This is a genomic window from Kitasatospora phosalacinea (genome assembly GCF_030268885.1).
GTDB lineage: Bacteria > Actinomycetota > Actinomycetes > Streptomycetales > Streptomycetaceae > Kitasatospora > Kitasatospora phosalacinea_C.
On record NZ_BSSA01000026.1, the window covers coordinates 81083 to 104930 of the forward strand.

Here is a 23848-nt window from a genome sequence, read left to right on the forward strand (position 1 = left end):
GTGAGGAGACACGTCGCGTCCCTGCTGGCGGTGCTCGCCGTGCTGGCCGGCCCGGCCGGCTGCGGCAAGGAGGGCACCCCGCCGCCGAAGGGCCCGCAGGCGAGCGCGCTGCCGAGCTACCAGGTGCGCAGCAGCGACACCGTCACCGGCTCGCCGACCCTGGACGCGGCCCGCTCGCGCGGCCACCTGGTGGTCGGCGCCAAGGAGGACCAGCCGTACCTGGGGCAGAAGAACCCGGCCACCGGCGAGTACGCCGGCTTCGACATCGAGATCGCCCGGATGGTCGGCGCCGACCTGGGCTTCGCCCCCGAGCAGATCGAGTTCCGCACCATCGCCTCCGCCAACCGCGAGACGGCGCTGCAGAACGGGCAGGTCGACTACTACGTGGGCACCTACACCATCAACGACAACCGCAAGAAGCTGGTCGGCTTCGCCGGGCCGTACTTCATCGCCGGGCAGTCCCTGCTGGTGCGCAAGAACGAGACGAAGATCGACGGCCCGCAGGACCTGGCCGGGCGGAAGGTCTGCTCGGCGGCCGGGTCGACCCCCTACCAGCGGATCCAGAAGGACTACCCGCAGGCGAAGTTGATCGGCTACGACACCTACTCGGCCTGCGTGGACAACCTGATCACCGGCCAGGTCGACGCGGTGACCACCGACAACGCGATCCTGCAGGGCTACGCGGCGAAGGTGCCCGAGGAGTTGAGGATCGCCGGGCAGCCGTTCTCCACCGAGCCGTACGGCATCGGCGTGCCGAGGGGCGACACCGTGCTGCGGCTGGCGCTGGACGACGCGCTGCAGCGGCACGAGCAGAACGGCGACTGGAAGAAGGCGTACGAGGCGACGCTCGGCCTGTCCGGGGTGCCCGCGCCCGAGCCACCGGCCATCGACCGGTACCAGTAGGAGGGAGGAGGACGGTGCACGTCCTGACCGACAATTGGTCCGCGTACTGGCACGGGTTCCTCGGCACGCTGTGGCTGACCCTGGTGAGCGCGGCGCTGGCGCTGGTGCTCGGGGTGGTGGTCGCGGGGTTCCGGGTGTCGCCGGTGAAGCCCTTGCGGGCGTTCGGGACCGGGTGGGTGACGGTGCTGCGGAACACGCCGCTGACGCTGCTGTTCTTCATCGTGGTGCTGGGGCTGCCCCGGTTCGACATCACGCTGCCGTTCTTCACCTTCGCGGTGCTGGCGCTGGGCTGCTACACCTCGGCCTTCGTCTGCGAGACGCTGCGCTCCGGGGTGAACACGGTGCCGGTCGGGCAGGGCGAGGCGGCCCGCAGCCTGGGGCTGACGTTCACCCAGACGCTGGGCCTGGTGGTCCTGCCGCAGGCCTACCGGGCGGTGGTGGCCCCGCTGGGCAGCGTGATGATCGCACTGGCGAAGAACACCGCGATCGCGGGCTCGTTCAGCGTGGTCGAACTGCTCGGCACCTACCGCACCCTCAACGAGCTGGGTTACGGCATCGTCTGGACCTTCGTCTGGATCGCGGTGGGCTACCTGGTCCTGACGCTGGCGATCAGCGCCCTGTTCAACCTGCTGGAGCGACGGGTGGCGGTGTCCCGATGACGGTGGAGTCCTCCGCGCTGTACGACGTGCCGGGCCCGAAGGCGCTGGCCCGGCACCGGCTGTACGGCTGGCTGGCGCTGCTGGTGATCGCCGCGGTGGTCGGCTGGGTGGTCTACATGCTGTTCCACACCCAGCAGTTCACGTACCAGAAGTGGACGCCCTTCCAGTACAAGGGCGTCCAGGAGCTGCTGCTGCGCGGCCTGGGCAACACCCTGAAGGCCTTCGGCTGGACGGTCCTGTTCGCGCTCCCCTTCGGCGCGCTGTTCGCCGCCGGGCGGCTCTCCGACCACCGGGCGGTGCGCTGGGTGTGCACGCTGGTGGTGGAGTTCTTCCGGGCGATGCCGCTGCTGGTGATGATCTTCTTCATCTTCGTGGCGCTCAAGGCCCCGCCGATGTGGGCGCTGGTCGCCGGGCTGACGCTGTACAACGGTTCGGTGCTGGCCGAGGTGTTCCGGGCCGGGGTGCTCGCGGTGCCCAAGGGGCAGAAGGAGGCGGCGTACGCGCTGGGGCTGCGCAAGACCCAGGTGATGGCGTACGTGCTGGTGCCGCAGGCGAACCGGGCGATGCTGCCGACCATCGTCAGCCAGCTGGTGGTGGCGCTGAAGGACACCTCGCTGGGGTTCCTGATCACCTACGAGGAGTTCCTGCACGCGGGGAAGCTGATCGCCACCAACCTCGACTACGACCTGCCGTTCATCCCGGTGGTGATGGTGATCGCCCCGGTCTACATCGGCATGTGTCTGCTGCTGTCCTGGTTCGCCAAGTGGCTCGAGCGGCGCGGGCGGCGCGACCCGAAGGTGAAGGGCGGGGCGCCGGTCGCCCCGGCCGGGCTGACGCCCGATCCGCAGGGGTAGCCGACGGTGACCGTCCGGGTCGGTTAGGGTCAGTGGGTCAACGACCGGTGTCGACCTTCCCAGGAGTTGCCGCATGTCCGTGGAGTCAGCAGGGGTCGTGCTGCCCGTGGAGCCCGCAGGGGCCGCGCTGCCCAGCCGTCAGGGCCTGGCCGGGGCCGAGGTGCTCGACCGCAGGGAGAGCGCGAGCGGCGAGGTGGTGCTGCGGCGGCGCGGGGAGCACTGCGAGGTCATCGTGAACGGCTGCTTCCTGATGGACACCGTCGACGGCCGCTCCGAACGGCTGCTGGTGCAGGCCGCGCTGGACGGGCTCGCGGCGGTGGAGCGGCCCAGCGTGCTGATCGGCGGGCTGGGCGTCGGCTTCTCGCTGGCGCACGCCGCCGCCGAACCGCGCTGGGCGCGGATCGCGGTGGTCGAGCGGGAGGCCGCGATCATCGACTGGCACCGCACCGGCCCGCTGGGCGCGTTCTCCGCCGGGGCGCTGGACGATCCGCGGGTGGAGGTGCTGCACACCGACCTGGTCGCGCACCTCGCGCAGGACGGCGAGCGGTACGACGCGCTCTGCCTCGACATCGACAACGGCCCGGACTGGACGGTCGACGCGGAGAACGACCGGCTGTACGGGCCGACCGGGCTGGCCCGCGCCGCCGCCCGGCTCAACTCCGGTGGGGTGCTGGCGGTGTGGAGCGCCCAGCCGTCCGCCGCCTTCGAACGGGCGCTGCGCGCGGCCGGGTTCACCGACGTGCGCACCGAGGAGATCCCGGTCGAGCGCGGCGCGCCCGACGTGGTCCACCTGGCACGCCGCGCCTGAACCCGTCCGCCGCTCCGGGCTCCCGGGGCCCGGTGACGTCGGAGGGCGGGGCCGGGTCATGGGAGGGCAATGGGCCCGGACCGCGGGGAAGTCGCCGGAACGGGAGGGGAACGGGCAGCTCCAGCGGTGGCGGGGCGCCCCGTGGCGGGTCGGTGACGGTCCGTCGGGTGGCGCCCGCGGGCGCCGGATCGCGGGGGAGAGGTGGGGGTGATGTGCGCAACACGCGTTTCCAACCGCCTTGCGGTGCGGCATGATCACTCCCATGCTCGAACGTGAGATCGAACTGTTGGGTCAACTCCTGGAGGAGTTCGGTGCCCTGCGGTTCCCCCCGGACTGGTACGACCGGGAACCCGGCGGCGAATCCCTCGTCACCCTGGCCACCACCCTCGCGGGCTGCACCGCCGCGACCCTCGACGGCCCGCTCGACACCCGCCACCGCGAACACCTGCGCCACCGCCGCGCCCTCCTCGCCGACCTGCTCCCCGCCGTCGCCGCGGACACGTACGCCACCGGCTACTTCGTCACGCTCTACCGGATGGCCGTCCTCGCGGAGGAGGTCGACGACCGGCGGGCGGCGGTGGTCCGGCCCGGCTAGGCCCTCCCCGGACCCGGCCGCGGCCGGGTCCGGCGGCGCCCCCCGGTGGCCGCCCGCACCGCGCAACTGCCGTGCCGGGCTTGATCTGGAGCTCGCTCCAGGTCGTAGCGTCGACGGCATGACCTTCACCGATCAGCAGCCGCTCGGTTCGCCCTTCTCCGCCGCGACCACCGCAGAACAGGCCGTGGCCGGTCACGATCTCTCCGGCCGGACCGCCGTCGTGACCGGGGGCTACTCCGGGCTCGGCCTGGAGACCACCCGCGCCCTGACGGCGGCCGGAGCCCGGGTCGTCGTCCCCGCCCGCCGACCCGACGTGGCACGGGCCGCGCTCCGGGGAGCGGCGGGCTGCGAGGTCGTCCCGATGGACCTGGCCGACCTCGACAGCGTCCGCTCGGCCGCCGCGCAGGTCGCCGACCGGTTCGGCCGGCTCGACCTGCTGCTGGCCGTCGCCGGGGTGATGGCCACCCCGGAGCGGCTGGTGGGGCCCGGCTGGGAGGGGCAGCTCGCCGCCAACCACTTCGGGCACTTCGCGCTCGCCTGCGAGCTCTACCCGCTGCTGGCCGCCGCGGGCGGTGCGCGCGTCGTCGTCAGCAGCTCCGCCGGGCACGCCCTGACCGGGATCCGCTGGCACGACCCGCACTTCCGCACCGGCTACGACAAGTGGCTGGCCTACGGGCAGTCGAAGACCGCCAACGCCCTGTTCGCCGTGCACCTGGACGCGCTCGGGCGGGAGGACGGGGTCCGCGCGTTCGCGCTCCACCCGGGAAAGATCATCACCGGCCTCCAGCGCGAGATGACCCTCCGGGAACAGATCGACCGCGGCTGGGTCGACGAGCACGGCAACGTGGTCGGCGCCGGTTTCAAGTCCCCCTCCCAGGGCGCCGCCACCGGCCTGTGGGCCGCCACCTCCCCGCTCCTCGACGGCCGCGGCGGGCTCTACCTGGAGGACTGCGACGTGGCCCGCGCCGCCGCCCCCGACACCCCGATGGACGACGGAGGCGTCCGCGCGCACGCCGTCGACCCCGAAGCGGCCGCCCGGCTCTGGGAGCTCTCCGTCGCCGCGACCGGGGCCACCCCGGTCGCGGCCGGTCCGCGGCGGAAGCTCCGGTGAGCACGGGGCCGTCGGTACGTCCGGGTCGGAACGGGGTCTCCTGGCCGGGTGGTCGGGGCCCGGGCCCGCGGAGGACGGCGTGCAGCCGCTCCGGGCCGACTGGCCGGGTCAGGAAGTCGGCGTAGCGGAACCACCCCCGGTCAGGTCGGGGTCGGGGCCGAGGACCCGGCGGGCCGCCCGGACCGCCCGGACCGCGAGCGGCCGCAGTTCGAGCAGCGGGCGGCGACCGGTGCGGCGGGAAACGACCGTTCCCCGGGCCCCTTGGTTGCGGGGCCCGGGGAACGGGGCGGGGCTGCGGCTCAGCCGAAGGGGCTGGCGGCCGGCGGGGGCGGCGGGGCCTGGGGCTGCGCCGGGGCGGGGGAGGTGGTCTGGGCGAAGGGGTTGAAGTCCGGCGGTGGGACCTTGACCAGGCGGCCCTTGGTGGGGTCGGCCTCCTCGGCTTCCTCGGCGGCGGTGGACGCGGCGGGTGCGGCGCTGGGGGCCGGGGGTGCGAAGGGGTTGAAGTCCGGCGGCGGGACCTTCACCAGGCGGCCCTTGGTCGGGTCGGCCTCCTCCGGCTCCGCCGCGGGGACGATCGGCGGGGCGCTCGGCCGGGGCGGGATGGCCGGGCTCGGGGCCGGGGCGCTCGCGGACGGGCTGGTCACGGTGCCGAACGGGTCGGACGGCTCGGAGGAGAGGGTCGTGCCGAACGGGTCCGCGGCGGCCGGGCGCGGGGCCGCGGCCGGAGTGGGCGCCGGAGCGACGGGTGCGGCCTGGGGCTGGGCGGGGGCGGGGGAGGTGGTCTGGGCGAAGGGGTTGAAGTCCGGCGGTGGGACCTTGACGAGGCGGCCCTTGGTGGGGTCGGCCTCTTCGGTTTCCTCGGCGGCGGTGGGCGCGGCGGGTGCGGCGCTGGGGGCCGGGGGTGCGAAGGGGTTGAAGTCCGGCGGCGGGACCTTCACCAGGCGGCCCTTGGGCTCCTCGTCCTGGGCCGCCCGTACGGGCTCCGGCGCAGGTGCGGGTGCGGGCGCAGGAGCGGGCACGGGCGCGGCGAACGCGTCGGCGGAGGCCAGCGTCGGGGAGCCGGTCGCCTGCGCGGGCAGGTCGCCGGGGGCCGGGGTGGCGAAGGGGTTGAAGTCGGAGGGCGGAACCCGCACCGCCGTCCCGGACGGGCTCTCGGGCGGCTCGGGCACCACGACCGGCGCCTGCACCGGCGGGGCGGGCGGTGCGGTCGGGGGAGCGGCCGGGGCCTGGGCGGGCACCGCCGCGGCGGCCTGCTGGGCCGGGACGGCCCGGCCGACCGGCACCGGCGCCGGGGCCACCGACACGCCGTCCCAGGCGAGTTGGACGGTGCAGAGCAGGTCCGCGAACACCTCGGTGTACGCGTCCCAGTCCTCGGCGTCCGAGGTGGAGAGCTGGACGGTCAGCACGGTGGCCCCGTCCGGCATCGGCAGGAACGCCTCGGCCACGGTGCTCACGACCCGGCCGCTCGGGCTCTCGTCCCGCAGTTCCTTCAGGGTCGGGACGGCCCGGGTCTCCACCAGCAGCGCGGCCGGGCCGGCCGGCAGCAGCACCGTCCACACCTCGGCGTACGGGCGCTCGGTGGAGAGGTCGACCGCCAGGTCCTGGATCGGCTGGGAGCAGCGGACGGTCGACACCACCAGCGACACCCGGGAGCGCCGGCCGTTCACCAGCAGGGCGCCGACGCCCGCGTAGGCGACGTCCGCTGCCGCGAACTGCTCGGCCAGCAGGGCCGCCACCACCGCGAAGTCGTTGCGCTCGGCGGGGGAGGCGCCGGAGAACACCTCCTCGGCGGTCTCCGCCAGGTGCGCGGACAGCGCGTTGCCCGAGCCGCGGACCGTCAGGGTGTGGAAGGCGGGCGGCACGACCAGCCGCGCCTCCACCCCCGAGCCGGTCGACAACTCGTCGGGGGCGACGGTGCTGCGCGGCTGCGCGAGCGCGGCGAGCGCCGGGGTGAACCCGGCCACGCCCTCGTCGTCCAGGCCGGTCGGCTCGACGGACAGGCGCAGTGCGGAGGCCGACGGCAGATCGGTCAGGCCGAGCGCCGAGGCGCCGAAACGGTGCGTCAGCACCGGGACGGCCTCGCGGCCGGCGGCGGCGTTCGGGCGGCGGAGGCTGGACACCTCGACGACGGTGCCGAGCTTCGGCACGGCCAGCAGACCGGGGCCGATCTGGCTGATCCGCAGGCCGAACAGGGCCTTGGCGGCGGGGTGTTCGGAGCGGCGGAAGGCGGTGAGCGCGTCGGCCTGGTAGTGGGTGGCGCGGCTGCCGAGAAGTGCGGCGCACGCCGCGTCCAGCGTGGCCGTGATCCGGTCTGCGGCGGCGAAGCCGTCCTGCGTCATTCGCCGAGCCCCCTCGTTCTCGGGTGTGGACAGTTCAGCCACTTTTTATCAGACCCGACCGGCGGGGGTCGGGGGGTCGGGGCCCGGGGCGGTGGGGCGGGGCGAAGGGCGACAGGTGCCGCGCGGGGTGGGGTGCGACCGGTGGGGGTCAGGGGGTGGGGGGAGCGGCGAGGTGGAGGAGGGAGGCGGTGAGGCCGGGGGTGGCGAGGGCGGCGGTGAGGTCGCGCAGGAGGAGGGCGGTCGGGCCGTCGGGGCGTTCGTCGGCGAAGAACCCGGCGAGCAGGGAGGCGAGTTCGGGGTCGCGGGCGGCGGCGACGGTGAGGGCGGCGACGAGCTCCTGGACGAGGTGGAGCTGCAGGGTCTCGACCGGGACGGGCTTGTCGGCGAGCCAGTCCAGCGAGCTGATCTCGGCGTTGGCGATCCAGGCGCGGACGGTGCGGCGCAGGGTCGGGCTGGGGTCGGGGACGCCGAGGTGGAGCAGGATCTGCTCCTGCGCGGCCCGCCGGACCTGGTCGATGACGGCGTCCGCGTCGGGGCTGGCGGCGACCGAGCCGCCGCGCAGCAGGGCGGTGAAGCCCGCCGCGTGGGACTGCACGAAGTCGAGGTAGCGGCCCATGACCCGGTGCAGGCGTTCGGAGAGCGGGCCCTCGCCGGGTTCCTCGAAGCGCCCGGCGAGTTCGCGTCCGGCCCGGCGCAGGGCCTCCTCGTACAGGGCCTGCTTGCCGGGGAAGTAGTGGTAGACCAGCGGGCGGGAGGCGCCCGCGGCGGCGGCGATGTCGTCGATCGAGACGTCCTCGGGGGCGCGGTCCGAGAACAGTTGGAGCGCCACCGCGATGAGCTGTTCGCGGCGCTCGTCGACGCTCAGCCGCCGCCGGGGCGAGCGGGCGGCGGCGGGGGGCCGTTCCTCGGCGCGGGGGGCCGCGGACGGCGTGCGGGAAGCCATGCGGCCCACCCTAGTACCGGGTGCCGGACGCCGGCGCGGGGCGGTGGTCGGCCCGCGGGGCGGTGGTCAGCCGGCGGCGCGCAGTTCCAGGTAGCGGCGGTAGGCCTCGCGGCCGTCGGGGACGAACTCCCAGCTGTCGAGGCGTTCGGCGAGCTGCTCCTCGGTGAGCCAGTCGTACCAGGCGACCTCGGACTCCTGCGGGTGCACCGGTCCGTCCCACTCGGCCTCGTGGACGTCGGACCACCAGCTGTAGCGGTCGCCGTCGGTGTAGAGGAAGCGGAACAGCGGGCGGGTGCGGATGCCGGTGACGCCCAGCTCCTCCTCGGCCTCCCGGACGGCGGCCTCGGGGTAGCCCTCGCCGGCGCCGACCACGCCGCCGACGAAGCAGTCGTGGGCGCCGGGGGCGAACGCCTTGGTGTCGGTGCGGCGGTGGGTGAAGATCCGGCCCCGCGGGTCGCGGACCAGGACGAAGACGCAGCGGTGGATCAGGCCGTCGCGGTAGACCTCGGAGCGGGGGGCGGTGCGCAGCACCCGGTCCTGCTCGTCGACCACGTCGAGGATCTCGTCGAGGTCGGCCGCGGGGGTCGCGGGGGTCGCGGGGGTCGTTGGGGTCTCGGGGGTCGCGGGGTTCTCCATGTCGGCCATTGTGGCGTGCGGCGGCGCACCGCGGCGGCGTCGGCCCGGTGTCACCCGAAAGAGTTGGTATACGTAGGGATCGGTCCGGGAATGACCCGGACGAACCGTCAGGAACCCTCCCGAGGAGCAGAGTTGAAGCACCGCACCGCCGTCCTCCCCGTCGCCGCCGCCGTCCTGGCCGCGCTCGCCACCGCGCTGCCCGCCGCGGCCGCGCCCGCCCCCGCCGCCAGGGCCGTCCGCTCGGGCCTGGACTGCACCACCTGGATCCACAACAACGACCCGCTGTACGGAGGCGTCGACTGCACCAACAACACCGGCGGCCCGATCACCTTCCACGCCGACATCGTCTGCGGCTGGGCGCCGGACGTCACGGGGAACTCGGTGACGGCCTGGCCGGGCCAGACCCAGGAGTCCTCCGGCCACTGCGCCATCTACTCCTCCGGCATCGGCCACATCGGGTGGACGGTGGAGTGACGACCAGGGGTGTCTAGGCTGGCGGGGTGGAGATCCAGCAGATCCAGGGGTACGTGGCGGACGGGTTCGAGCCGGTCCGGGAGGCGTTCGCGGGCAACTTCCGGCAGTACGGGGAGCTCGGCGCGGCCTTCGCGCTGTACCTGGACGGGCGGCGGGTGGTCGACCTGTGGGGCGGCGACGCCCGCCCGGAGGTCGGGGCCCGCCCCGCCCCGGCGGTCAGCTGGGCCGAGGGCACGGCGCAGGTGCTGCGCTCGGTCACCAAGGGCCTGACCGCCTCCGCCGCCCTGCACCTCGCGCAGCGCGGGCTGCTCGACCTGGACGCGCCGGTGGCCTCGTACTGGCCGGAGTTCGCGCAGGCCGGGAAGGGCCGCGTCCCGGTGCGCTGGCTGCTCTCGCACCAGGTCGGGCTGCCCGCGCTGGACGTGCCGCTGCGGATCGAGGACGTGCTGGCCTGGGAGCCCGCGGCCGCGGCCGTCGCCGCCCAGGCCCCCGCCTGGGAGCCCGGCACCGCGCACGGCTACCACCCGCTGACCTTCGGCTGGCTGGTCGGCGAGGTGGTCCGGCGGGCCGGGGGCCGCAGCGTGGGGCGGTACTTCGCGGAGGAGATCGCCGCCCCGCTCGGCCTGGACCTGTGGATCGGCCTGCCCGCCACCGCGGCCGGACGGGTCGGCCGCCTGGTCGACCTGCCCGCGCCGGAGGCCGCCCGGCTCGGGCCGGGCGGGATGCGGATGCGCCCCAAGCAGTCCGTGCTGGACGCCTACCGGGACCCGCGCTCGCTGACCGCCCGGTCCTTCGGCGCGGTGCGCAGCAGCGTCGACCTGAACGACCCGGCGGTGCAGGCCGTCGAGGTGCCCGGCGCGGGCGGGATCGGCACCGCCCGCTCGCTGGCCCGGTTCTACGCGGCGCTGGTCGGTCCGGTGGAGGCGTCCGGCGGGAACGGCCCGCGGCTGCCCGCGCTGTTCGAGCCCGGCACGCTGGCCGAGGCGGCCGGCCCCTCGGTGCAGGGGCCGGACCGGGTGCTGATCGTCAACACCGCCTTCGGCCAGGGCTTCTTCCGGCACGGCGGCACCTCGCCGATGGCCTCCCCGGCGAGCTTCGGCCACCCGGGCCGGGGCGGCTCGCTGGGCTTCGCCGACCCGGAGCTGGGCATCGGCTTCGGCTACGTCACCAACGGCATGCAGCCGGGCGTCACCGGGGACGTCCGCTCCCGGGCGCTGATCGCCGCCGTCCGGCAGTGCCTGGCGGCGCGCGGCTGACCCGGGGAGCGGAGCGGCGTCAGGCCTGGCCGGTCTCGAAGCGGCTGACCCGGCCGTCCGGGGCGACCGTGAAGCGCCAGGCGGTGCGCATCTCGCCCCAGGTGTCGTTGCGGTAGTCGGCGACCAGGGCCCGGCCGCCGGACTTCTCGGTCTGCACCTCGATGTGCCCGTGCGAGGAGAAGATCTCCCGGTCGACCCAGTCCGCCAGGTCGCGCTCGGCGCCGTCGTCGGACATCGTGGCGTCCTCGGTCAGGGCGGCGAAGAAGGCCTCCCGGTCGCCGGAGTTGACGGCGCCCACCAGGCGGCGGACGGCCGGGTCGGAGAGTTTGTCGACGGCGATGGTCATGGCGGTTGAACTCCTCGGTGCGGGTCGGACGGGCGCCGGGCGGGTGCCGGGCGCCGGCGTCGGACGGATCGGTGCTTCGACGGGACCACGGGCGGGCGCGGTCCGCCAGCCGCCGTGGGCCACCCGGAGCCCGTTCGGAGCCCGTCCGGGGCGCTGCGTGGCGGACCCCCGCCGTCGAGGCGGCCGCCGCCCTGGTCCGGCTGCGCGCCGCGGCCGGGGTCCGGGTGATCGACTCGCTGGTGGTGCTCCGGGACGCCGAGGGCGAGGTCACCTACGCGGAGCTCGCCGACCCGGAGCACCTGCAGGGCGTCGCGGGCCCGGACGGGGACGAGCTGCCGCTGATCGGGCCGGAGGACGCCCAGGAGGCCGCCGAACCGCTGGAGCCGGACGGCGCCCGGCGCTGATCGTGCTGATCGAGCACCTGTGGGCCGAGGAGGCGGCAGCGGCGCTGCGCGCGGCCGGCGGCCGGATCGCCTCCGGGGTGCGCACTCCGCCGCGGAACGTCGAAGAGGCCGTCCGCGCGGCCGAGGCGCGCGTCGCGGCCGGAGAGTGAGGGTGCCGTGTTCCGACCGATGAGGCCGATCCGGCCGGTCCGGGTGGTGCGCCCGGTGGGGCGGCCGCTCGCCCGCGGGCTGGTGGGCGGCGCCGCGTACGCCGCGGGCCGGGCCGGGGCCCGCCGGTTCGCCGGGCCGCCGGGCCGCCGACGAGCAGGACCAGAACCGGGCGATCGCCGAGAGCTGCAGGCCGAGCAGCGGGCCGCCCGGCAGCCGGTCCACGCCCCGCCGCCGCCCGCACCGGCGCCCGCGCCCAAGCCCGCACCGCCGCCCGCGCCCGCCGCGGGCGGCGCGGACGTGGCGAGCCGGTTGACGCAGCCGGCGCAGCTGCTCCAGCAGGGGCTGCTGATCCCGGAGGGGTTCGCGGCCGCCCAGGCCGGGCTGCTGGCCTGAGCGGAGGCGGCAGCGGTCGCGGTGCAGCGGGACGGCCCGTCGGGGCCGGTCGTCACCACAGCTGGTCCCACCACCAGGCGATCTCGGGGTAGGGCGGCGGGGTGAGCCGGCCGTCGGCGGGCCGTTCGGCGCGCTCGGCGGTCGGGACGCTGCCGGGGGTGCGCTCGGTGTAGCGGGCGGAGGTGAAGCCCCACTCCAGGTTGCCGCTCACCAGGTTGGACAACTGCGTGATGTAGCGCTGCAGTTCGGCCCCGGCGCGGCGGGAGGTGCGGTCGGAGAGGCGGAGGAACAGGCACATGGTGCGGTCGTGCAGGGCGGCGGCCTCCAGCAGCGCCTGCTCCTGGGAGCAGCCCAGGTGGCGCTGGAGCGCGTCCACGATGTTGCTCTCCAGGGCGCCGTGGTCGTCCTCGCGCCGGAAGGAGTAGACGTCGGCCGCGACCAGCACCAGGAACTTGGCGGCCTCGGTGAGGGCGTGCACCCGGGGGGAGTCCAGCTGGGACTGCGGGATGGCGGTGCGCTCGCAGACCTCGATGAGCTCGATGCAGGAGCGGCTGCCGCGGTCCAGCGGGCCGATCGTCAGGTACTCGGAGAGCGTCATCGGCCGGCGCTCGGTGCGGTAGGCGACGATGGTGGCGGCGCCCATGAAGGACTCCAGCTGGCTGTCCGCCCAGCGCTTGACGGAGAGCGCGGGGGCCCAGGCGCGGGCCCGGCCGAACACGTCGCGGACGGAGGCGACGTAGCGGTCGGTCTCGTTCGGGTGGGAGTTCGAGGAATTGATAACAGCCAGTAGCGTGGCTGCTATCGTGAGTACGCGGGCGGGGTCCCGGCTGAGTCGGCCGGTGTCCCACTCGTCGTCCAGGGTGAGCATGCTGCAGAGCCACTGGGAGGCCAGCTCCAACCCCGTGGTGCCCTCGGCGTCCCGGGCGATCCGGCAGACGAACTCGTGCGCGCCGATGGCGAGCAGGCGCTTGCGGCGTTCGGCGTCCTCGGTGAAACCCATGGCGTCGAGCCAGAGCTCGGTGCTCTTGCCGACGGCTTCGTGGTCCGGGTGCAGGCTGGACGGGATCGGGCAGAAGAGCGCGGGTATTGCAGCCAACGTGTCTCCAGAGCAGCCTGTTGCCGGTGTGGCGGGGAATCCGGGGGTGCGCGGATCCGGGCGATGGCCTTCCCCGGCGAAGATCGACTACACCCGTGTGGCCGGAAAGTTATCCGATCGGATCGTCAGATGTCATGACTGATAAGGCATTTGCCCCGGGCAACAGTGTCTGACACCGCGTCAAGCGTCCCTGCCTGCGCGAACGTCGCCCGCGGGGCCCGCGGCGGCGCTAAGGTCGGGAACGGAGTGCCGGACGGCGAGTCGGAGGGACGGGCGTGGCCGAGGAGCAGAACGGGCCGCAGGATCGGGCGGTCGGGGAAGGGCTGTGGGAGCGCGAGCAGGAACTGCGCTCCGCGCACCAGGCGGTGGACAAACTCTGCCGCGACTACGCCGCGGGCGGCCTGAAGATCGGCGAACTGCTGGTCTTCCACGGCGCCCCCGGCATCGGCAAGACCTCCGTCCTGGAGCAGGTCCGCCGGATCGCCGGAGCCCGCCAGGACTCCACCGTGCTGTTCGCCCGGGGCAGCGAGCGGCAGCGCAAGGAGCCGTTCCGGGTGCTGCGGCAACTGCTGCTCCCGGTGCTCGGCAGCCTGAACGAGGCCGAGCGCGAGGCGGTGTTCGGCAGCTGGCAGAACATCGTCGCCCCGGCCGTCGGCCTGGCCCCGCCGTCCGACGAGGTCGAGCGCCCGGACCCGCAGAGCGTCCGCGACGGCCTGGACTTCGTCATCACCCAACTCGCGCCCCGGCGGGCCCCCTTGGTGGTGATCGTCGACGACCTGCACGCCGTCGACCAGGAGTCGCTGACCTGGCTGGCGTCCTTCGCGGTGCGCGCCCGCGAGCTGCCCGTGCTGCTGGTCTTCGCCTACCGCGACGAGTTCGAGGACGAGGGCCGCCCGTTCGCCGCGCAGATCCAGGAACGGGCCGCCCGCGTCCACGAGTTGATGCCGCTCAACCCGGTGTCGGTGGCCGCCATCGTGCAGGGCGAGTTCGCCGAGGCCGACGACGGCTTCTGCCGCCAGGTCTGGGCGGTCACCGCCGGGCGCCCCTACGACACCGTCGCGCTGCTGCGCGAGGTCCGCGACCAGAACCTCGAACCGGTCGAGGAGAACTCGCCCCGGCTGCGCGACCTGGCGGCCGCCGCCCGCGGCGAGGGGCGCGACTACTGGCTCGACAAGCTCGGCACCAACGTCCTGCGGTTCGCCTGGGCCGCGGCCCTGCTCGGCACCGAGATCAAGGAGGACGTGGCCGCCGCGATCTCCGGCCAGGGCCCCGCGCAGGCCGCCGAGTCCGTCCAGGTGCTGCGCCGCAAGCGGGTCCTCACCAGCCAGCCCGACGGCAGGCTGGAGTTCGTCCACCCGCTGATCGCCACCTCGATCTACCAGTCGATCCCGCCCGCGGCCCGCACCGGCATGCACGGCCAGGCCGCCACCGTGATCGAGAACACCGGCGGCTCGCTGATCGAGGCCGCCCGCCACCTGCTGGAGACCCACCCCGGCGAGGGCGACGACGCCATGGTGCGCAAACTGCGCCGCGCCGCCGCCGAGAACCACGCGATCGGCGCGCCCGAAGCCGCCCGCCGCTGTCTGGAGCGCGCCCTGAACGAGCCGCCGGACGAGGACGACTACGCCGAGGTGCTGTACGAACTCGCCTGCGCCAGCCTGCTCACCGACCCCGAGGCCACCGCCAACCAGCTGCGCCGCGCCATCGACACGGAGGACGGCCTCAGCCCCGACCTGCGGGTCGAGGCGGTGTTCCGGCTCTCCGAGGTGATCGCCCACGGCGGCGACCTGGACGGTGCCGCCGCGCTCTGCCTGGACGAGTCGGAACGCGCCCCCGACGGCCCGGGCCGGCTCCGGCTGCTGGTCGCCCACCTGCTCTACACCGCCCTGCAGCGCGACGAGGAGAACGGGCCCGAGCGCGCCGAACGCGTCCGCCGGCTCGTCGAGGAGGTCGACCCGGACAGCGAGGCCGCCCGACCCGTCCGCGCCCTGCACGCCTGGGACCTCACCCTCCAGGGCGGCAGCACCGCGGAGGCGCTGCGGACGGCCGAGAGCGCCCTGGTGGACGGCAAGCTGCCCGCCAGCCTCGGCTGGACCAACACCACCTGGAACTTCGAACTGCCCGCGCTGCTCGGCCTGTGCTTCGCCTACAACGACGAACTCGCCCGCGCCGAGAAGCTGTTCAGCTCCGCCATCCTGGAGTTCGAGATCGCCGGGTGGAGCGGCGCCCACCGCGGCTTCGCCTACTTCCTGATGGGCTACGCCCGGCTGCGCCGCGGCTTCCTGCCGGAGGCCGAGGACTTCCTGCGCCGCGGCCTGCGGATCGCCGACCGGATGGGCGCCGGCCTGCCGCTGACCTGGAACCTGGTCGGCGCGCTGATCGACACCCTGCTGGCCCGCGGCCGCGACCACGAAGCCTGGGAGACCGCGGCCAAGTACCGCTTCCAGCCGCCCTACCACCAGACGGCGCTGCTGCTGCCCGACGTGGCCACCATCTACGGCAAGCTGTTGATCTCGCGCGGCGAGCACGCGAGGGCCGTCGAGGTGCTGGTGGAGACCGGCCACCGGCTGGACCGGCGCGGCTGGCGCTCCACCGTGCACGCCCCGTGGGCCGGACACCTGGCGGTCGCGATGGCGCACCAGGACCTGACGGCCGCCCGCAAGATCGGCGAGGACGCGGTGGCGCGGGCCAAGGAGTCCGGCTCGCCGTCGGCGATCGGCACCGCGCTGCGGCTGGCGGCCGAGGTCTGGGAGGGCGGGCACGCCGTCGAGCTCCTCCAGGAGGCGGTCGGCCTGCTGGGCCGCTCCCCGGCGAGCTACGAGCACGCGCACGCCCTGGTCGACCTGGGCGCCGCGCTGGTGGAGGTCGGCCGCAGCCTGGAGGCCGCGGAGCACCTGTACCAGGGCATGGACCTGGCCAAGCACTGCGGTGCCGACGGGCTGGAGGCGCGGGCCCGCGAGGTGCTCTCCTCGGCCGGGCTGCAGCCCAACCGCCCGGCGCTCCCCGCCAAGGACAGCCTGAACCAGAACGAGCTCGCGGTCGCCCGGCTCGCCGCCCGCTCGCTGCCGCCGCAGCGGATCGCCGAGGAGCTGAGGCTCCCGCTGGGTCTGGTCAAGCAGCGCCTGGCGGCCGTCCACCGCAAGCTCGGCGCCGGGCCCGAGGGCCTCGCGGACGCGCTCGGATTGCCCGTCGACGGCCCCGGGCAGGCTGACTGACGGCCAGGCCGATCCGGTCGGCGCGCGGGGCGGGTCTCCGGTCCGCGCGCCGGGTCGGGCTACGCTGACCCGGCAGGAAGATCACGAACCGAGGAGCAGCCCCATGACCGCGCCGGCCGAGCCCACCGAGGTGCACCGGGCACCCTACGACCACTCCGGCGCCGGAATGGGACTGGAGCGCTGGACGCTGCGGGCCGGGCCGATCGAGGCGACGGTGATCACCCTGGGGGCCGCGCTGCACACCCTGACCGCCCCGGACCGCTCCGGCACCCCCGCCCAACTGCTGCTCACCAGCGAGGACGTGGCCGCCCTGCTCGGCCCGGCCAAGCACTACGGGGTCACCGTCGGGCGGTACGCCAACCGGATCGGGGGCAGCCGGATCACCGTCGACGGCGAGGAGCACCCGCTGCTGCCCACCGGCAACGGCGTCACCCTGCACGGCGGCCCGGACTCCTTCTCGCACCGGGTGTGGGACGCCGAGGAGATCCCCGGCGGGGTGCGGATGCACCTGCACTCGCCGGACGGCGACCAGGGCTTCCCGGGCGCGCTGGACGTCTGGGTCGACTTCACCCTCGCCGGCTCCGACCTGGTCATCTCCTACCGGGCGGTGACCACCAAGCCGACGGTGCTCAACCTGACCAACCACGCCTACTTCAACCTGGCCGGGGAGGGCAGCGGCGACGTGCTCGGCCACCTGCTGACCGTCGACGCGGACGCGTACACCCCGGTCGACGAGCGGCAGATCCCGTACGGCCCGTACGAGCCGGTGGCGGGCACCCCGTTCGACTTCACCACCGCCCGGCCGATCGGCGAGCAGATCCACGACGGGCACCCGCAGCTGAAACTTTCACGCGGTTACGACCACAACTGGGTGCTGCGCGAGCGGCCCGCGGACGGGCCGCCGGTGCGGGCGGCGCTGCTGGCGGACCCGGGCAGCGGGCGGACGCTGGAGGTGCTGACCACCGAGCCGGGCATCCAGGTGTACACCGCGAACGGCTTCGACGGCGCGGTCACCGGCCCGTCCGGGGTGCCGTACGGCCCGCACGCCGGGGTGGCGCTGGAGACCCAGCACCACCCGGACTCGCCGCACCAGCCGTCCTACCCGTCGACCGAGCTGCGGCCGGGGCAGGAGTTCCGGTCCACCACCGTGCTGCGGCTGGGCACCGCGGGCTGACCCGCCGCCGACCGGAGGCCCCCGGGAGCGCTGCTCCCGGGGGCCTTTCCGTGCCCGCCGACTGCAAGGGGTTTCCGCAAGGCGACGGACGGTCAAGACGCGCGGCGGCAACTCTAAGGACACGTGGACGTAACGATCCCCGTCATCTTTCAGAAACTTGCTGCAAGGGCTTTCAGCAATGCTTGCCGCGCTGTTACGTTCCTGCTCAAGCCCGGCGGCCGCAACGGCGCAGTCGGCTTCGGACAGCCATTATGCGCCGTCCTCCTCCATCTCGGGCACCCCCACCTTTCTAGGAGTTTCCATGCGGCGTGGCATCGCGGCCTCCGCTCTCGTTGCGGCTCTGGCGGTCTCCATGGCGGCTTGCAGCAGCAGCGGCTCCGGCTCGGACGCCAAGGGCGACGGCGGACCGGTCACCATCACCTACTGGGACACCTCGAACGCGACCAACGAGGCCCCGAACTACCAGGAGCTGGTCAAGAAGTTCGAGGCCGCGAACCCGAACGTCAAGGTCAACTTCGTCAACGTGCCGTTCGACACGGCGCAGAACAAGCTGCAGACCGCGATGGGCGCCAAGGGCGCGCCGGACGTCTTCCGCGCCGAGGTCGGCTGGACCTCCGCCTTCGCCAAGGCCGGCTACCTGGAGCCGCTGGACGGCACCCCCGCGCTGACCGACGCCTCCGTCTTCCAGCCCTCGCTGATCCAGCAGGCCAAGTACTCGGGCAAGACCTACGGCGTCCCGCTGGTCACCGACACCCTCGCCCTGATGTACAACAAGGAGCTCTTCGCCAAGGCCGGCATCACCGCCGCCCCCACCACCTGGGACGAGCTCAAGGCCGACGCCGCGCAGCTGAAGGAGAAGGCCGGCGTCGACGGCTTTTGGCTGAAGGCCGGTGACGGCTACTACGCGATGCCGTTCCTGTACGGCGAGGGCACCAACATGGTGGACGCCGCGGGCAAGAAGATCACCATCAACTCGGCCGAGGCCGTCAAGGCCGTCGAGACCTACAAGTCGATGTTCACCTCGCCCGGCACCGCGAAGGCCGACGTCACCACCGACGCCTACGCGCACATGATGGACGCCTTCAACAACGGCAAGGTCGCGGCGATCATCCAGGGTCCCTGGGAGGTCACCAACGTCTACAAGGGCGCCGCGTTCGCCGACAAGAAGAACCTCGGCATCGCCGCCGTCCCGAACGGCTCCTCCGGCAAGGGCGGCGCCCCCACCGGCGGCCACAACGTCTCCGTCTACGCCGGCTCGGACAAGGCCCACAAGGAGGCCGCCGAGAAGCTCGCCGCCTTCCTGACCTCCGCCGAGAGCCAGACCTTCCTCGCGCTGAAGAACGGCACCCTGCCCACCCGCAGCGACGCCTACACCGCCGAGGTCAAGGCCAACCCGGGCATCGCCGACTTCCAGGCGATCCTGACCTCCGCCCAGCCGCGCCCCGAACTGCCCGAGTACGCCTCGCTGTTCGGCTCCTTCGGCACCAACCTCGGCAAGATCGTCCAGGACCAGTCCGACATCAAGGCCGGTCTGGACGCCACCGCGACCGACTACGCGAAGCTCCTCCCGGACTTCAGCAAGTAATCGGATCGGCCGCCCGGCCCACACCTGACGGTGGGCCGGGCGGACCCCGTGGGGCCCGCAGCAGGCCCCCCGTCAGACCCCCAGCAGTCGCCGAGGCAGGCGGCGGACCTCCCGGAGAAGGTGTCAACCCATGGCAGTTGCGGTCGCACAGCGCATCAGGCTGTCGTACTCGAAGTACTGGTACGCGTACGCGATGATCGCGCCGGTCGTGATCGTCCTCGGGGTGCTGGTCGGCTACCCGTTGGTCCGCGGCATCTACCTGACCCTGACCAACGCCACCAGCCTCAACGTCGGTCGGCAGATCGGCGTCAACCACATCCCCGACAGCTTCGACTTCATCGGGCTGGACAACTACGCGGACGTGCTGTGGGGGCCGACCGCGTACGACCGCTTCTGGTCGCACTTCATCTGGACCGTCGCCTGGACCGCGATCTGCGTGGTCCTGCACTACGGCATCGGCCTGGGCCTGGCGCTGCTGCTCAACCGCAAGATGCGCGGCCGCGGCCTGTACCGGCTGGTGCTGATCCTGCCGTGGGCGGTGCCGACCTTCGTCACCGTCTTCTCCTGGCGGCTGATGCTCGCCGACGGCGGCGCCGTCAACGGGCTGCTCTCCTTCCTGCACCTGCCCGAACCCGCCTGGCTCTCCGACCCGCTGGCGCAGAAGGCCGCCGCGATCCTGGTCAACACCTGGGTCGGCGTGCCGTTCATGATGATCTCGCTGCTCGGCGGGCTCCAGTCGATCCCGCAGGAGCTGTACGAGGCCGCCGAGATGGACGGCGCCAGCCCCTGGCAGCGCTTCCGCCACGTCACCCTGCCCGGCCTGCGCACCGTCTCCTCGACCGTCGTGCTGCTCGGCGTGATCTGGACCTTCAACCAGTTCGCGGTCATCTTCCTGCTGTTCGGCTCCGGCGCCCCCGACGCGCAGATCCTGGTCACCTGGGCCTACCGCCTCGGCTTCGGCCAGCAGCCCTCCGACTACGCGCAGTCCGCGACCTACGGAATCCTGCTGCTGTCGATCCTGATCGTCTTCACCACCTTCTACCGCCGCTGGCTGGCCCGGAACGAGAAGGCCAACGGATGAGCACCCAGACCGCCCACCAGACCGAGGAACCCGACCAGGCAGGCAGCCCCATGACACTCACCGCCGACCGCCCCGCCGCCGGAGCGGCCACCACCGAGCGCCCCGCCAAGATCCGCCGCCGCGGGCAGTCCTCGCCGCTGGCCACCGTGCTCTCGCACGGCACGCTGATCGTCGCCAGCCTGGTCGCGCTGTTCCCGGTGCTGTACATCGCGTACATCTCGCTCGGGCCGGACGACAACGACTACCTGCACCCGGCGAAGATCTTCGACAAGATGACCTTCGCCAACTACACCAAGGTCATGAACGACACCGGGTTCTTCACCTGGTTCGGCAACTCGGCGATCGTGGCCGGCGGCACCACCGTGATCGGCGTGCTGATCGCCGCCTCCACCGGCTACGCGGTCTCCCGGATGCGCTTCCCCGGTTACCGCCAGCTGATGTGGACCCTGCTGGTCACCCAGATGTTCCCGATCGCGGTGCTGATCGTCCCGATGTACTACATCCTGTCGAACCTCGGGATGCTGGACAGCTACACCGGCCTGATCCTGGTCTACTCGTCCACCACCGTGCCGTACTGCGCCTGGCTGCTCAAGGGCTACTTCGACACCATCCCGATGGAGATCGACGAGGCGGGCCGGGTCGACGGGCTCTCCCCGATCGGCACCTTCTGGCGGCTGATCCTGCCGCTGGCCCGCCCGGGCCTGGCGGTGGCCGCGTTCTACTCCTTCCTCACCGCCTGGGGCGAGGTCGCCTACGCCTCGACCTTCATGCTCTCGTCCGACAAGTACACGCTGGCGGTCGGCCTGTCCTCGTTCGTCAGCGAGCACGACCACCAGTGGCAGCTGATGGCCGCCACCTCGGTGCTCATCGCGCTCCCCGCCGCGGTCGTCTTCTACCTCGTGCAGCGCCACCTGGTCACCGGTCTGACGGCCGGCGCCGCGAAGTCCTGAACGTCCCGTCACTTCCACAGCCTTCAAGGGATGACTGTCCAATGACCCAGAACCTGGCCGACGCCTCCCGGCCCGCCGCCGTTCCCGCCGCTCGGACTGCTGCGAACACCGGGGCCTCCAGAGGCGGCTGGTGGCGGGACGCGGTCATCTACCAGGTGTACCCGCGCAGCTTCGCCGACGGCAACGGCGACGGCATGGGCGACCTGCCCGGCATCCGCAGCCGGCTGCCCTACCTGCGCGACCTGGGCGTGGACGCGGTGTGGCTCTCGCCGTTCTACGCCTCCCCGCAGGCCGACGCCGGGTACGACGTGGCCGACTACCGGGCCGTCGACCCGATGTTCGGCACCCTGCTGGACGCCGACGCGCTGATCCGCGACGCCCACGACCTGGGCCTGCGGATCATCGTCGACCTCGTCCCCAACCACTCCTCCGACCAGCACGAGTGGTTCCAGCGCGCGCTGCGCGAGGGCCCCGGCTCCCCGCTGCGCGAGCGCTACCACTTCCGCCCCGGCAAGGGGGAGAACGGCGAACTGCCGCCCAACGACTGGGAGTCCATCTTCGGCGGCCCGGCCTGGACCCGCACCACCGACCCGGACGGCACCCCCGGCGACTGGTACCTGCACCTGTTCGCCCCCGAGCAGCCCGACTTCAACTGGGACAACCCGGCCGTCGCCGACGAGTTCCGCTCCATCCTGCGGTTCTGGCTCGACATGGGCGTCGACGGCTTCCGGATCGACGTCGCCCACGGCCTGGTCAAGGCCCCCGGCCTGCCCGACCTCGGCAGCCACGACCAGCTCAAGCTGCTCGGCAACGACGTCATGCCGTTCTTCGACCAGGACGGCGTGCACGCCATCTACCGCAGCTGGCGGCAGATCCTCGACGAGTACCCGGGCGCCCGGATCGGCGTCGCCGAGGCCTGGACCCCGACCGTCCAGCGGACCGCGAACTACGTCCGCCCCGACGAGCTGCACCAGGCGTTCAACTTCCAGTACCTGGGCACCGGTTGGGACGCCGACGCGCTGCGCGAGGTGATCGACGTCTCGCTCGACTCGATGCGTCCGGTGGACGCCCCCACCACCTGGGTGCTCTCCAACCACGACGTCACCCGGCACGCCACCCGGTTCGCCAACCCGCCCGGCCTGGGCACCCAGATCCGCACCCCCGGCGACCGCGCCCTCGGCCTGCGCCGGGCCCGCGCCGCCACCCTGCTGATGCTCGCGCTGCCCGGCTCCGCGTACATCTACCAGGGCGAGGAGCTCGGCCTGCCCGACGTCACCGACCTGCCCGACGAGGTCCGCCAGGACCCGTCCTTCTTCCGGCAGGCCGGCCAGGACGGCTACCGCGACGGCTGCCGCGTCCCGATCCCGTGGTCCGGCACCGAGGCCCCGTACGGCTTCGGGCCGAACGTCGGCGGCCCCAGCTGGCTGCCGCAGCCCGCCGAGTGGGCCCAGCTGTCGGTGGAGGTCCAGACCGGCGACCCGACCTCCACGCTGGAGCTCTACCGCTCCGCGCTCGCCGTCCGCCGCGCGCAGCCCGCGCTCGGCGCCGGCACCGACGTCGAGTGGCTGCCCGCCCCCGCGGGCGTGCTGGTCTTCCGGCGCGACGCGCCCGAAGGGTCGTTCGTGTGCACGGTGAACACCACCGGCGAGCCTGTTCGGATCCCCGTCCCCGGCCGTATGCTGCTCTCCTCCGCCGAGGCTGTCGAGACGGAGGACGGCGTCGAACTCCCGGCCGACAGCACCGCATGGTGGGCGGTCTGACGTGGTTGCAATAGGCTCTGGGATCGTGACTACGGCGCGACTCTCCGACATCGCGGCGCAGGCGGGGGTCAGCGAAGCCACCGTCAGCCGCGTCCTCAACGGCAAGGCGGGCGTCTCCGCGACGACCAGGCAGACCGTACTGGCCGCGCTCGACGTGCTCGGCTACGAACGGCCGACCCGGCTGCGCCAGCGCAGCGCCGGGCTGATCGGCCTGATCACCCCGGAGCTCAGCAACCCGATCTTCCCCGCCCTGGCCCAGGTCATCGAACAGGTGCTCAGCCGGCACGGCTACACGCCGGTGCTGTGCACCCAGACCCCCGGCGGCTCCACCGAGGACGAACTGGTGGAGATGCTGGTCGAACGCGGCGTGGCCGGCATCGTGTTCGTCTCCGGACTGCACGCCGACACCACCGCCGACCACGACCGGTACGCCAAGCTCAGCGGTCGGCAGGTGCCGTTCGTGCTGATCAACGGCTACAGCGAGAAGATCGCCGCGCCGTTCATCTCCCCGGACGACCGGGCGGCCATGCAGATGGCCGTCCAGCACCTGGTCGAGCTCGGCCACGAGAAGATCGGCCTCGCGGTCGGCCAGAAGCGGTACGTGCCGGTGCTGCGCAAGATCGAGGGCTTCACCGCGGCCCTGCGGCAGCTCACCGGGCGCACCGCCGAACAGGCCGAGGAGCTCGTCCACCACACCCTGTTCAGCGTCGAGGGCGGGCACGCCGCCGCCCAGGCGCTGCTCGACAAGGGGTGCACGGCGATCGTCTGCGGCTCCGACATGATGGCGCTCGGCGCGATCCGGGCGGTGCGCCAGCGCGGGCTGACGGTGCCGCAGGACGTCTCGGTGGTCGGCTTCGACGACTCGCCGTTGATAGCGTTCACCGAACCGCCGCTGACCACCGTCCGCCAGCCGGTCGAGGCGATGGCCACCGCCGCCGTCGACGCCCTGCTGGAGGAGGTCGGCGGCAACCCGGCGCAGCGCTCGGAGTTCATGTTCCAGCCCGAACTGGTGATGCGCGGCTCCACGGGAGCGGGCCCGCGCAACGGCTGAGGTGCGGGCCCGCCCGTACGACGGCTGCGGGGCGGCCCCCGGGAGGTGTTCCTCCCGGGGGCCGT

Annotated in this window: 23 protein-coding genes; 18 read left to right on the forward strand and 5 right to left on the reverse strand. The window is 73.5% G+C overall.

Annotated features, from left to right (window positions below; translation table 11 throughout):
- From QSK52_RS29415 to QSK52_RS29440, 6 genes are all read left to right on the forward strand, one after another.
- Window positions 1-903: a glutamate ABC transporter substrate-binding protein gene (locus tag QSK52_RS29415; RefSeq protein WP_285739235.1), complete on the forward strand. Its 903-nt coding sequence runs from the start codon at window positions 1-3 to the stop codon at window positions 901-903.
- A gap of 14 nt (window positions 904-917) precedes the next feature.
- Window positions 918-1562: an amino acid ABC transporter permease gene (locus tag QSK52_RS29420; RefSeq protein WP_285739236.1), complete on the forward strand. Its 645-nt coding sequence runs from the start codon at window positions 918-920 to the stop codon at window positions 1560-1562.
- Window positions 1559-2416 (forward strand): amino acid ABC transporter permease, encoded by an 858-nt coding sequence (locus QSK52_RS29425; RefSeq protein ID WP_285739237.1) that lies wholly within the window; start codon window positions 1559-1561, stop codon window positions 2414-2416. The genes QSK52_RS29420 and QSK52_RS29425 overlap by 4 nt, the downstream gene beginning before the upstream one ends.
- Window positions 2417-2489: 73 nt before the next feature.
- Window positions 2490-3224 (forward strand): spermidine synthase, encoded by a 735-nt coding sequence (locus QSK52_RS29430; protein WP_285739238.1) that lies wholly within the window; start codon window positions 2490-2492, stop codon window positions 3222-3224.
- Window positions 3225-3486: 262 nt separating this feature from the next.
- The gene (locus tag QSK52_RS29435; protein WP_285739239.1) at window positions 3487-3819 is read left to right on the forward strand and encodes a hypothetical protein; all 333 of its coding nucleotides are present in this window, start codon (window positions 3487-3489) and stop codon (window positions 3817-3819) included.
- A gap of 118 nt (window positions 3820-3937) precedes the next feature.
- Window positions 3938-4930 carry an SDR family NAD(P)-dependent oxidoreductase gene (locus QSK52_RS29440; RefSeq protein ID WP_285739240.1) on the forward strand — a complete coding sequence of 331 codons (993 nt, stop codon included), beginning with the start codon at window positions 3938-3940 and terminating at the stop codon, window positions 4928-4930.
- Window positions 4931-5229: 299 nt separating this feature from the next.
- Here the strand turns inward: QSK52_RS29440 and QSK52_RS29445 are convergent, their stop codons facing one another.
- The 3 genes from QSK52_RS29445 to QSK52_RS29455 all read right to left on the reverse strand — a co-directional run bounded on the left by QSK52_RS29445 (window position 5230) and on the right by QSK52_RS29455 (window position 8857).
- Window positions 5230-7269 carry a hypothetical protein gene (locus QSK52_RS29445; protein WP_285739241.1) on the reverse strand — a complete coding sequence of 680 codons (2040 nt, stop codon included), beginning with the start codon at window positions 7267-7269 and terminating at the stop codon, window positions 5230-5232.
- A gap of 148 nt (window positions 7270-7417) precedes the next feature.
- Window positions 7418-8212 (reverse strand): TetR/AcrR family transcriptional regulator, encoded by a 795-nt coding sequence (locus tag QSK52_RS29450; protein WP_285739242.1) that lies wholly within the window; start codon window positions 8210-8212, stop codon window positions 7418-7420.
- A 66-nt stretch (window positions 8213-8278) separates the two neighbouring features.
- Window positions 8279-8857 carry an NUDIX hydrolase gene (locus QSK52_RS29455; protein ID WP_285739243.1) on the reverse strand — a complete coding sequence of 193 codons (579 nt, stop codon included), beginning with the start codon at window positions 8855-8857 and terminating at the stop codon, window positions 8279-8281.
- Window positions 8858-8980: 123 nt separating this feature from the next.
- On the opposite strand from QSK52_RS29455, the gene QSK52_RS29460 reads away from it, so the two are divergent.
- Complete coding sequence (locus QSK52_RS29460) at window positions 8981-9322, forward strand: hypothetical protein (RefSeq protein WP_285739244.1); 342 nt, start codon at window positions 8981-8983, stop codon at window positions 9320-9322.
- Between the two features lie 32 nt (window positions 9323-9354).
- Window positions 9355-10578, forward strand: coding sequence for a serine hydrolase domain-containing protein (locus QSK52_RS29465; protein WP_285739274.1), 1224 nt, complete (start codon window positions 9355-9357; stop codon window positions 10576-10578).
- A gap of 19 nt (window positions 10579-10597) precedes the next feature.
- Here the strand turns inward: QSK52_RS29465 and QSK52_RS29470 are convergent, their stop codons facing one another.
- Window positions 10598-10924 carry a nuclear transport factor 2 family protein gene (locus QSK52_RS29470; protein ID WP_285739245.1) on the reverse strand — a complete coding sequence of 109 codons (327 nt, stop codon included), beginning with the start codon at window positions 10922-10924 and terminating at the stop codon, window positions 10598-10600.
- A 224-nt stretch (window positions 10925-11148) separates the two neighbouring features.
- Between QSK52_RS29470 and QSK52_RS29475 the strand changes: the two genes are divergently transcribed.
- From QSK52_RS29475 to QSK52_RS29485, 3 genes are read left to right on the forward strand one after another with little or no spacing between them, the layout of a single operon-like run.
- Window positions 11149-11328, forward strand: coding sequence for a hypothetical protein (locus QSK52_RS29475; RefSeq protein ID WP_285739246.1), 180 nt, complete (start codon window positions 11149-11151; stop codon window positions 11326-11328).
- A gap of 2 nt (window positions 11329-11330) precedes the next feature.
- Entirely contained in the window at window positions 11331-11477 is a 147-nt protein-coding gene (locus QSK52_RS29480) for a hypothetical protein (RefSeq protein ID WP_285739247.1), read from the forward strand.
- Between the two features lie 7 nt (window positions 11478-11484).
- Window positions 11485-11871 carry a hypothetical protein gene (locus QSK52_RS29485; protein ID WP_285739248.1) on the forward strand — a complete coding sequence of 129 codons (387 nt, stop codon included), beginning with the start codon at window positions 11485-11487 and terminating at the stop codon, window positions 11869-11871.
- A 52-nt stretch (window positions 11872-11923) separates the two neighbouring features.
- Here QSK52_RS29485 and QSK52_RS29490 read toward each other — a convergent pair whose 3' ends face one another.
- Entirely contained in the window at window positions 11924-12967 is a 1044-nt protein-coding gene (locus tag QSK52_RS29490; RefSeq protein WP_285739249.1) for a terpene synthase family protein, read from the reverse strand.
- A gap of 275 nt (window positions 12968-13242) precedes the next feature.
- Between QSK52_RS29490 and QSK52_RS29495 the strand changes: the two genes are divergently transcribed.
- The 7 genes from QSK52_RS29495 to QSK52_RS29525 all read left to right on the forward strand — a co-directional run bounded on the left by QSK52_RS29495 (window position 13243) and on the right by QSK52_RS29525 (window position 23783).
- Entirely contained in the window at window positions 13243-16182 is a 2940-nt protein-coding gene (locus QSK52_RS29495; RefSeq protein ID WP_285739250.1) for an ATP-binding protein, read from the forward strand.
- 103 nt (window positions 16183-16285) lie between these two features.
- Complete coding sequence (locus tag QSK52_RS29500; RefSeq protein WP_285739251.1) at window positions 16286-17356, forward strand: aldose epimerase family protein; 1071 nt, start codon at window positions 16286-16288, stop codon at window positions 17354-17356.
- A 301-nt stretch (window positions 17357-17657) separates the two neighbouring features.
- Window positions 17658-18941 (forward strand): extracellular solute-binding protein, encoded by a 1284-nt coding sequence (locus QSK52_RS29505; RefSeq protein WP_285739252.1) that lies wholly within the window; start codon window positions 17658-17660, stop codon window positions 18939-18941.
- A gap of 130 nt (window positions 18942-19071) precedes the next feature.
- Window positions 19072-20022, forward strand: a complete 951-nt coding sequence (locus QSK52_RS29510; protein WP_285739253.1) for a carbohydrate ABC transporter permease — start codon at window positions 19072-19074, stop codon at window positions 20020-20022.
- Window positions 20023-20072: 50 nt separating this feature from the next.
- Window positions 20073-20972, forward strand: a complete 900-nt coding sequence (locus QSK52_RS29515) for a sugar ABC transporter permease (protein WP_285739275.1) — start codon at window positions 20073-20075, stop codon at window positions 20970-20972.
- A gap of 41 nt (window positions 20973-21013) precedes the next feature.
- The gene (locus QSK52_RS29520) at window positions 21014-22732 is read left to right on the forward strand and encodes a glycoside hydrolase family 13 protein (RefSeq protein WP_285739254.1); all 1719 of its coding nucleotides are present in this window, start codon (window positions 21014-21016) and stop codon (window positions 22730-22732) included.
- A 25-nt stretch (window positions 22733-22757) separates the two neighbouring features.
- Window positions 22758-23783, forward strand: a complete 1026-nt coding sequence (locus tag QSK52_RS29525) for a LacI family DNA-binding transcriptional regulator (RefSeq protein ID WP_285739255.1) — start codon at window positions 22758-22760, stop codon at window positions 23781-23783.
- Window positions 23784-23848 lie beyond the last annotated feature (65 nt).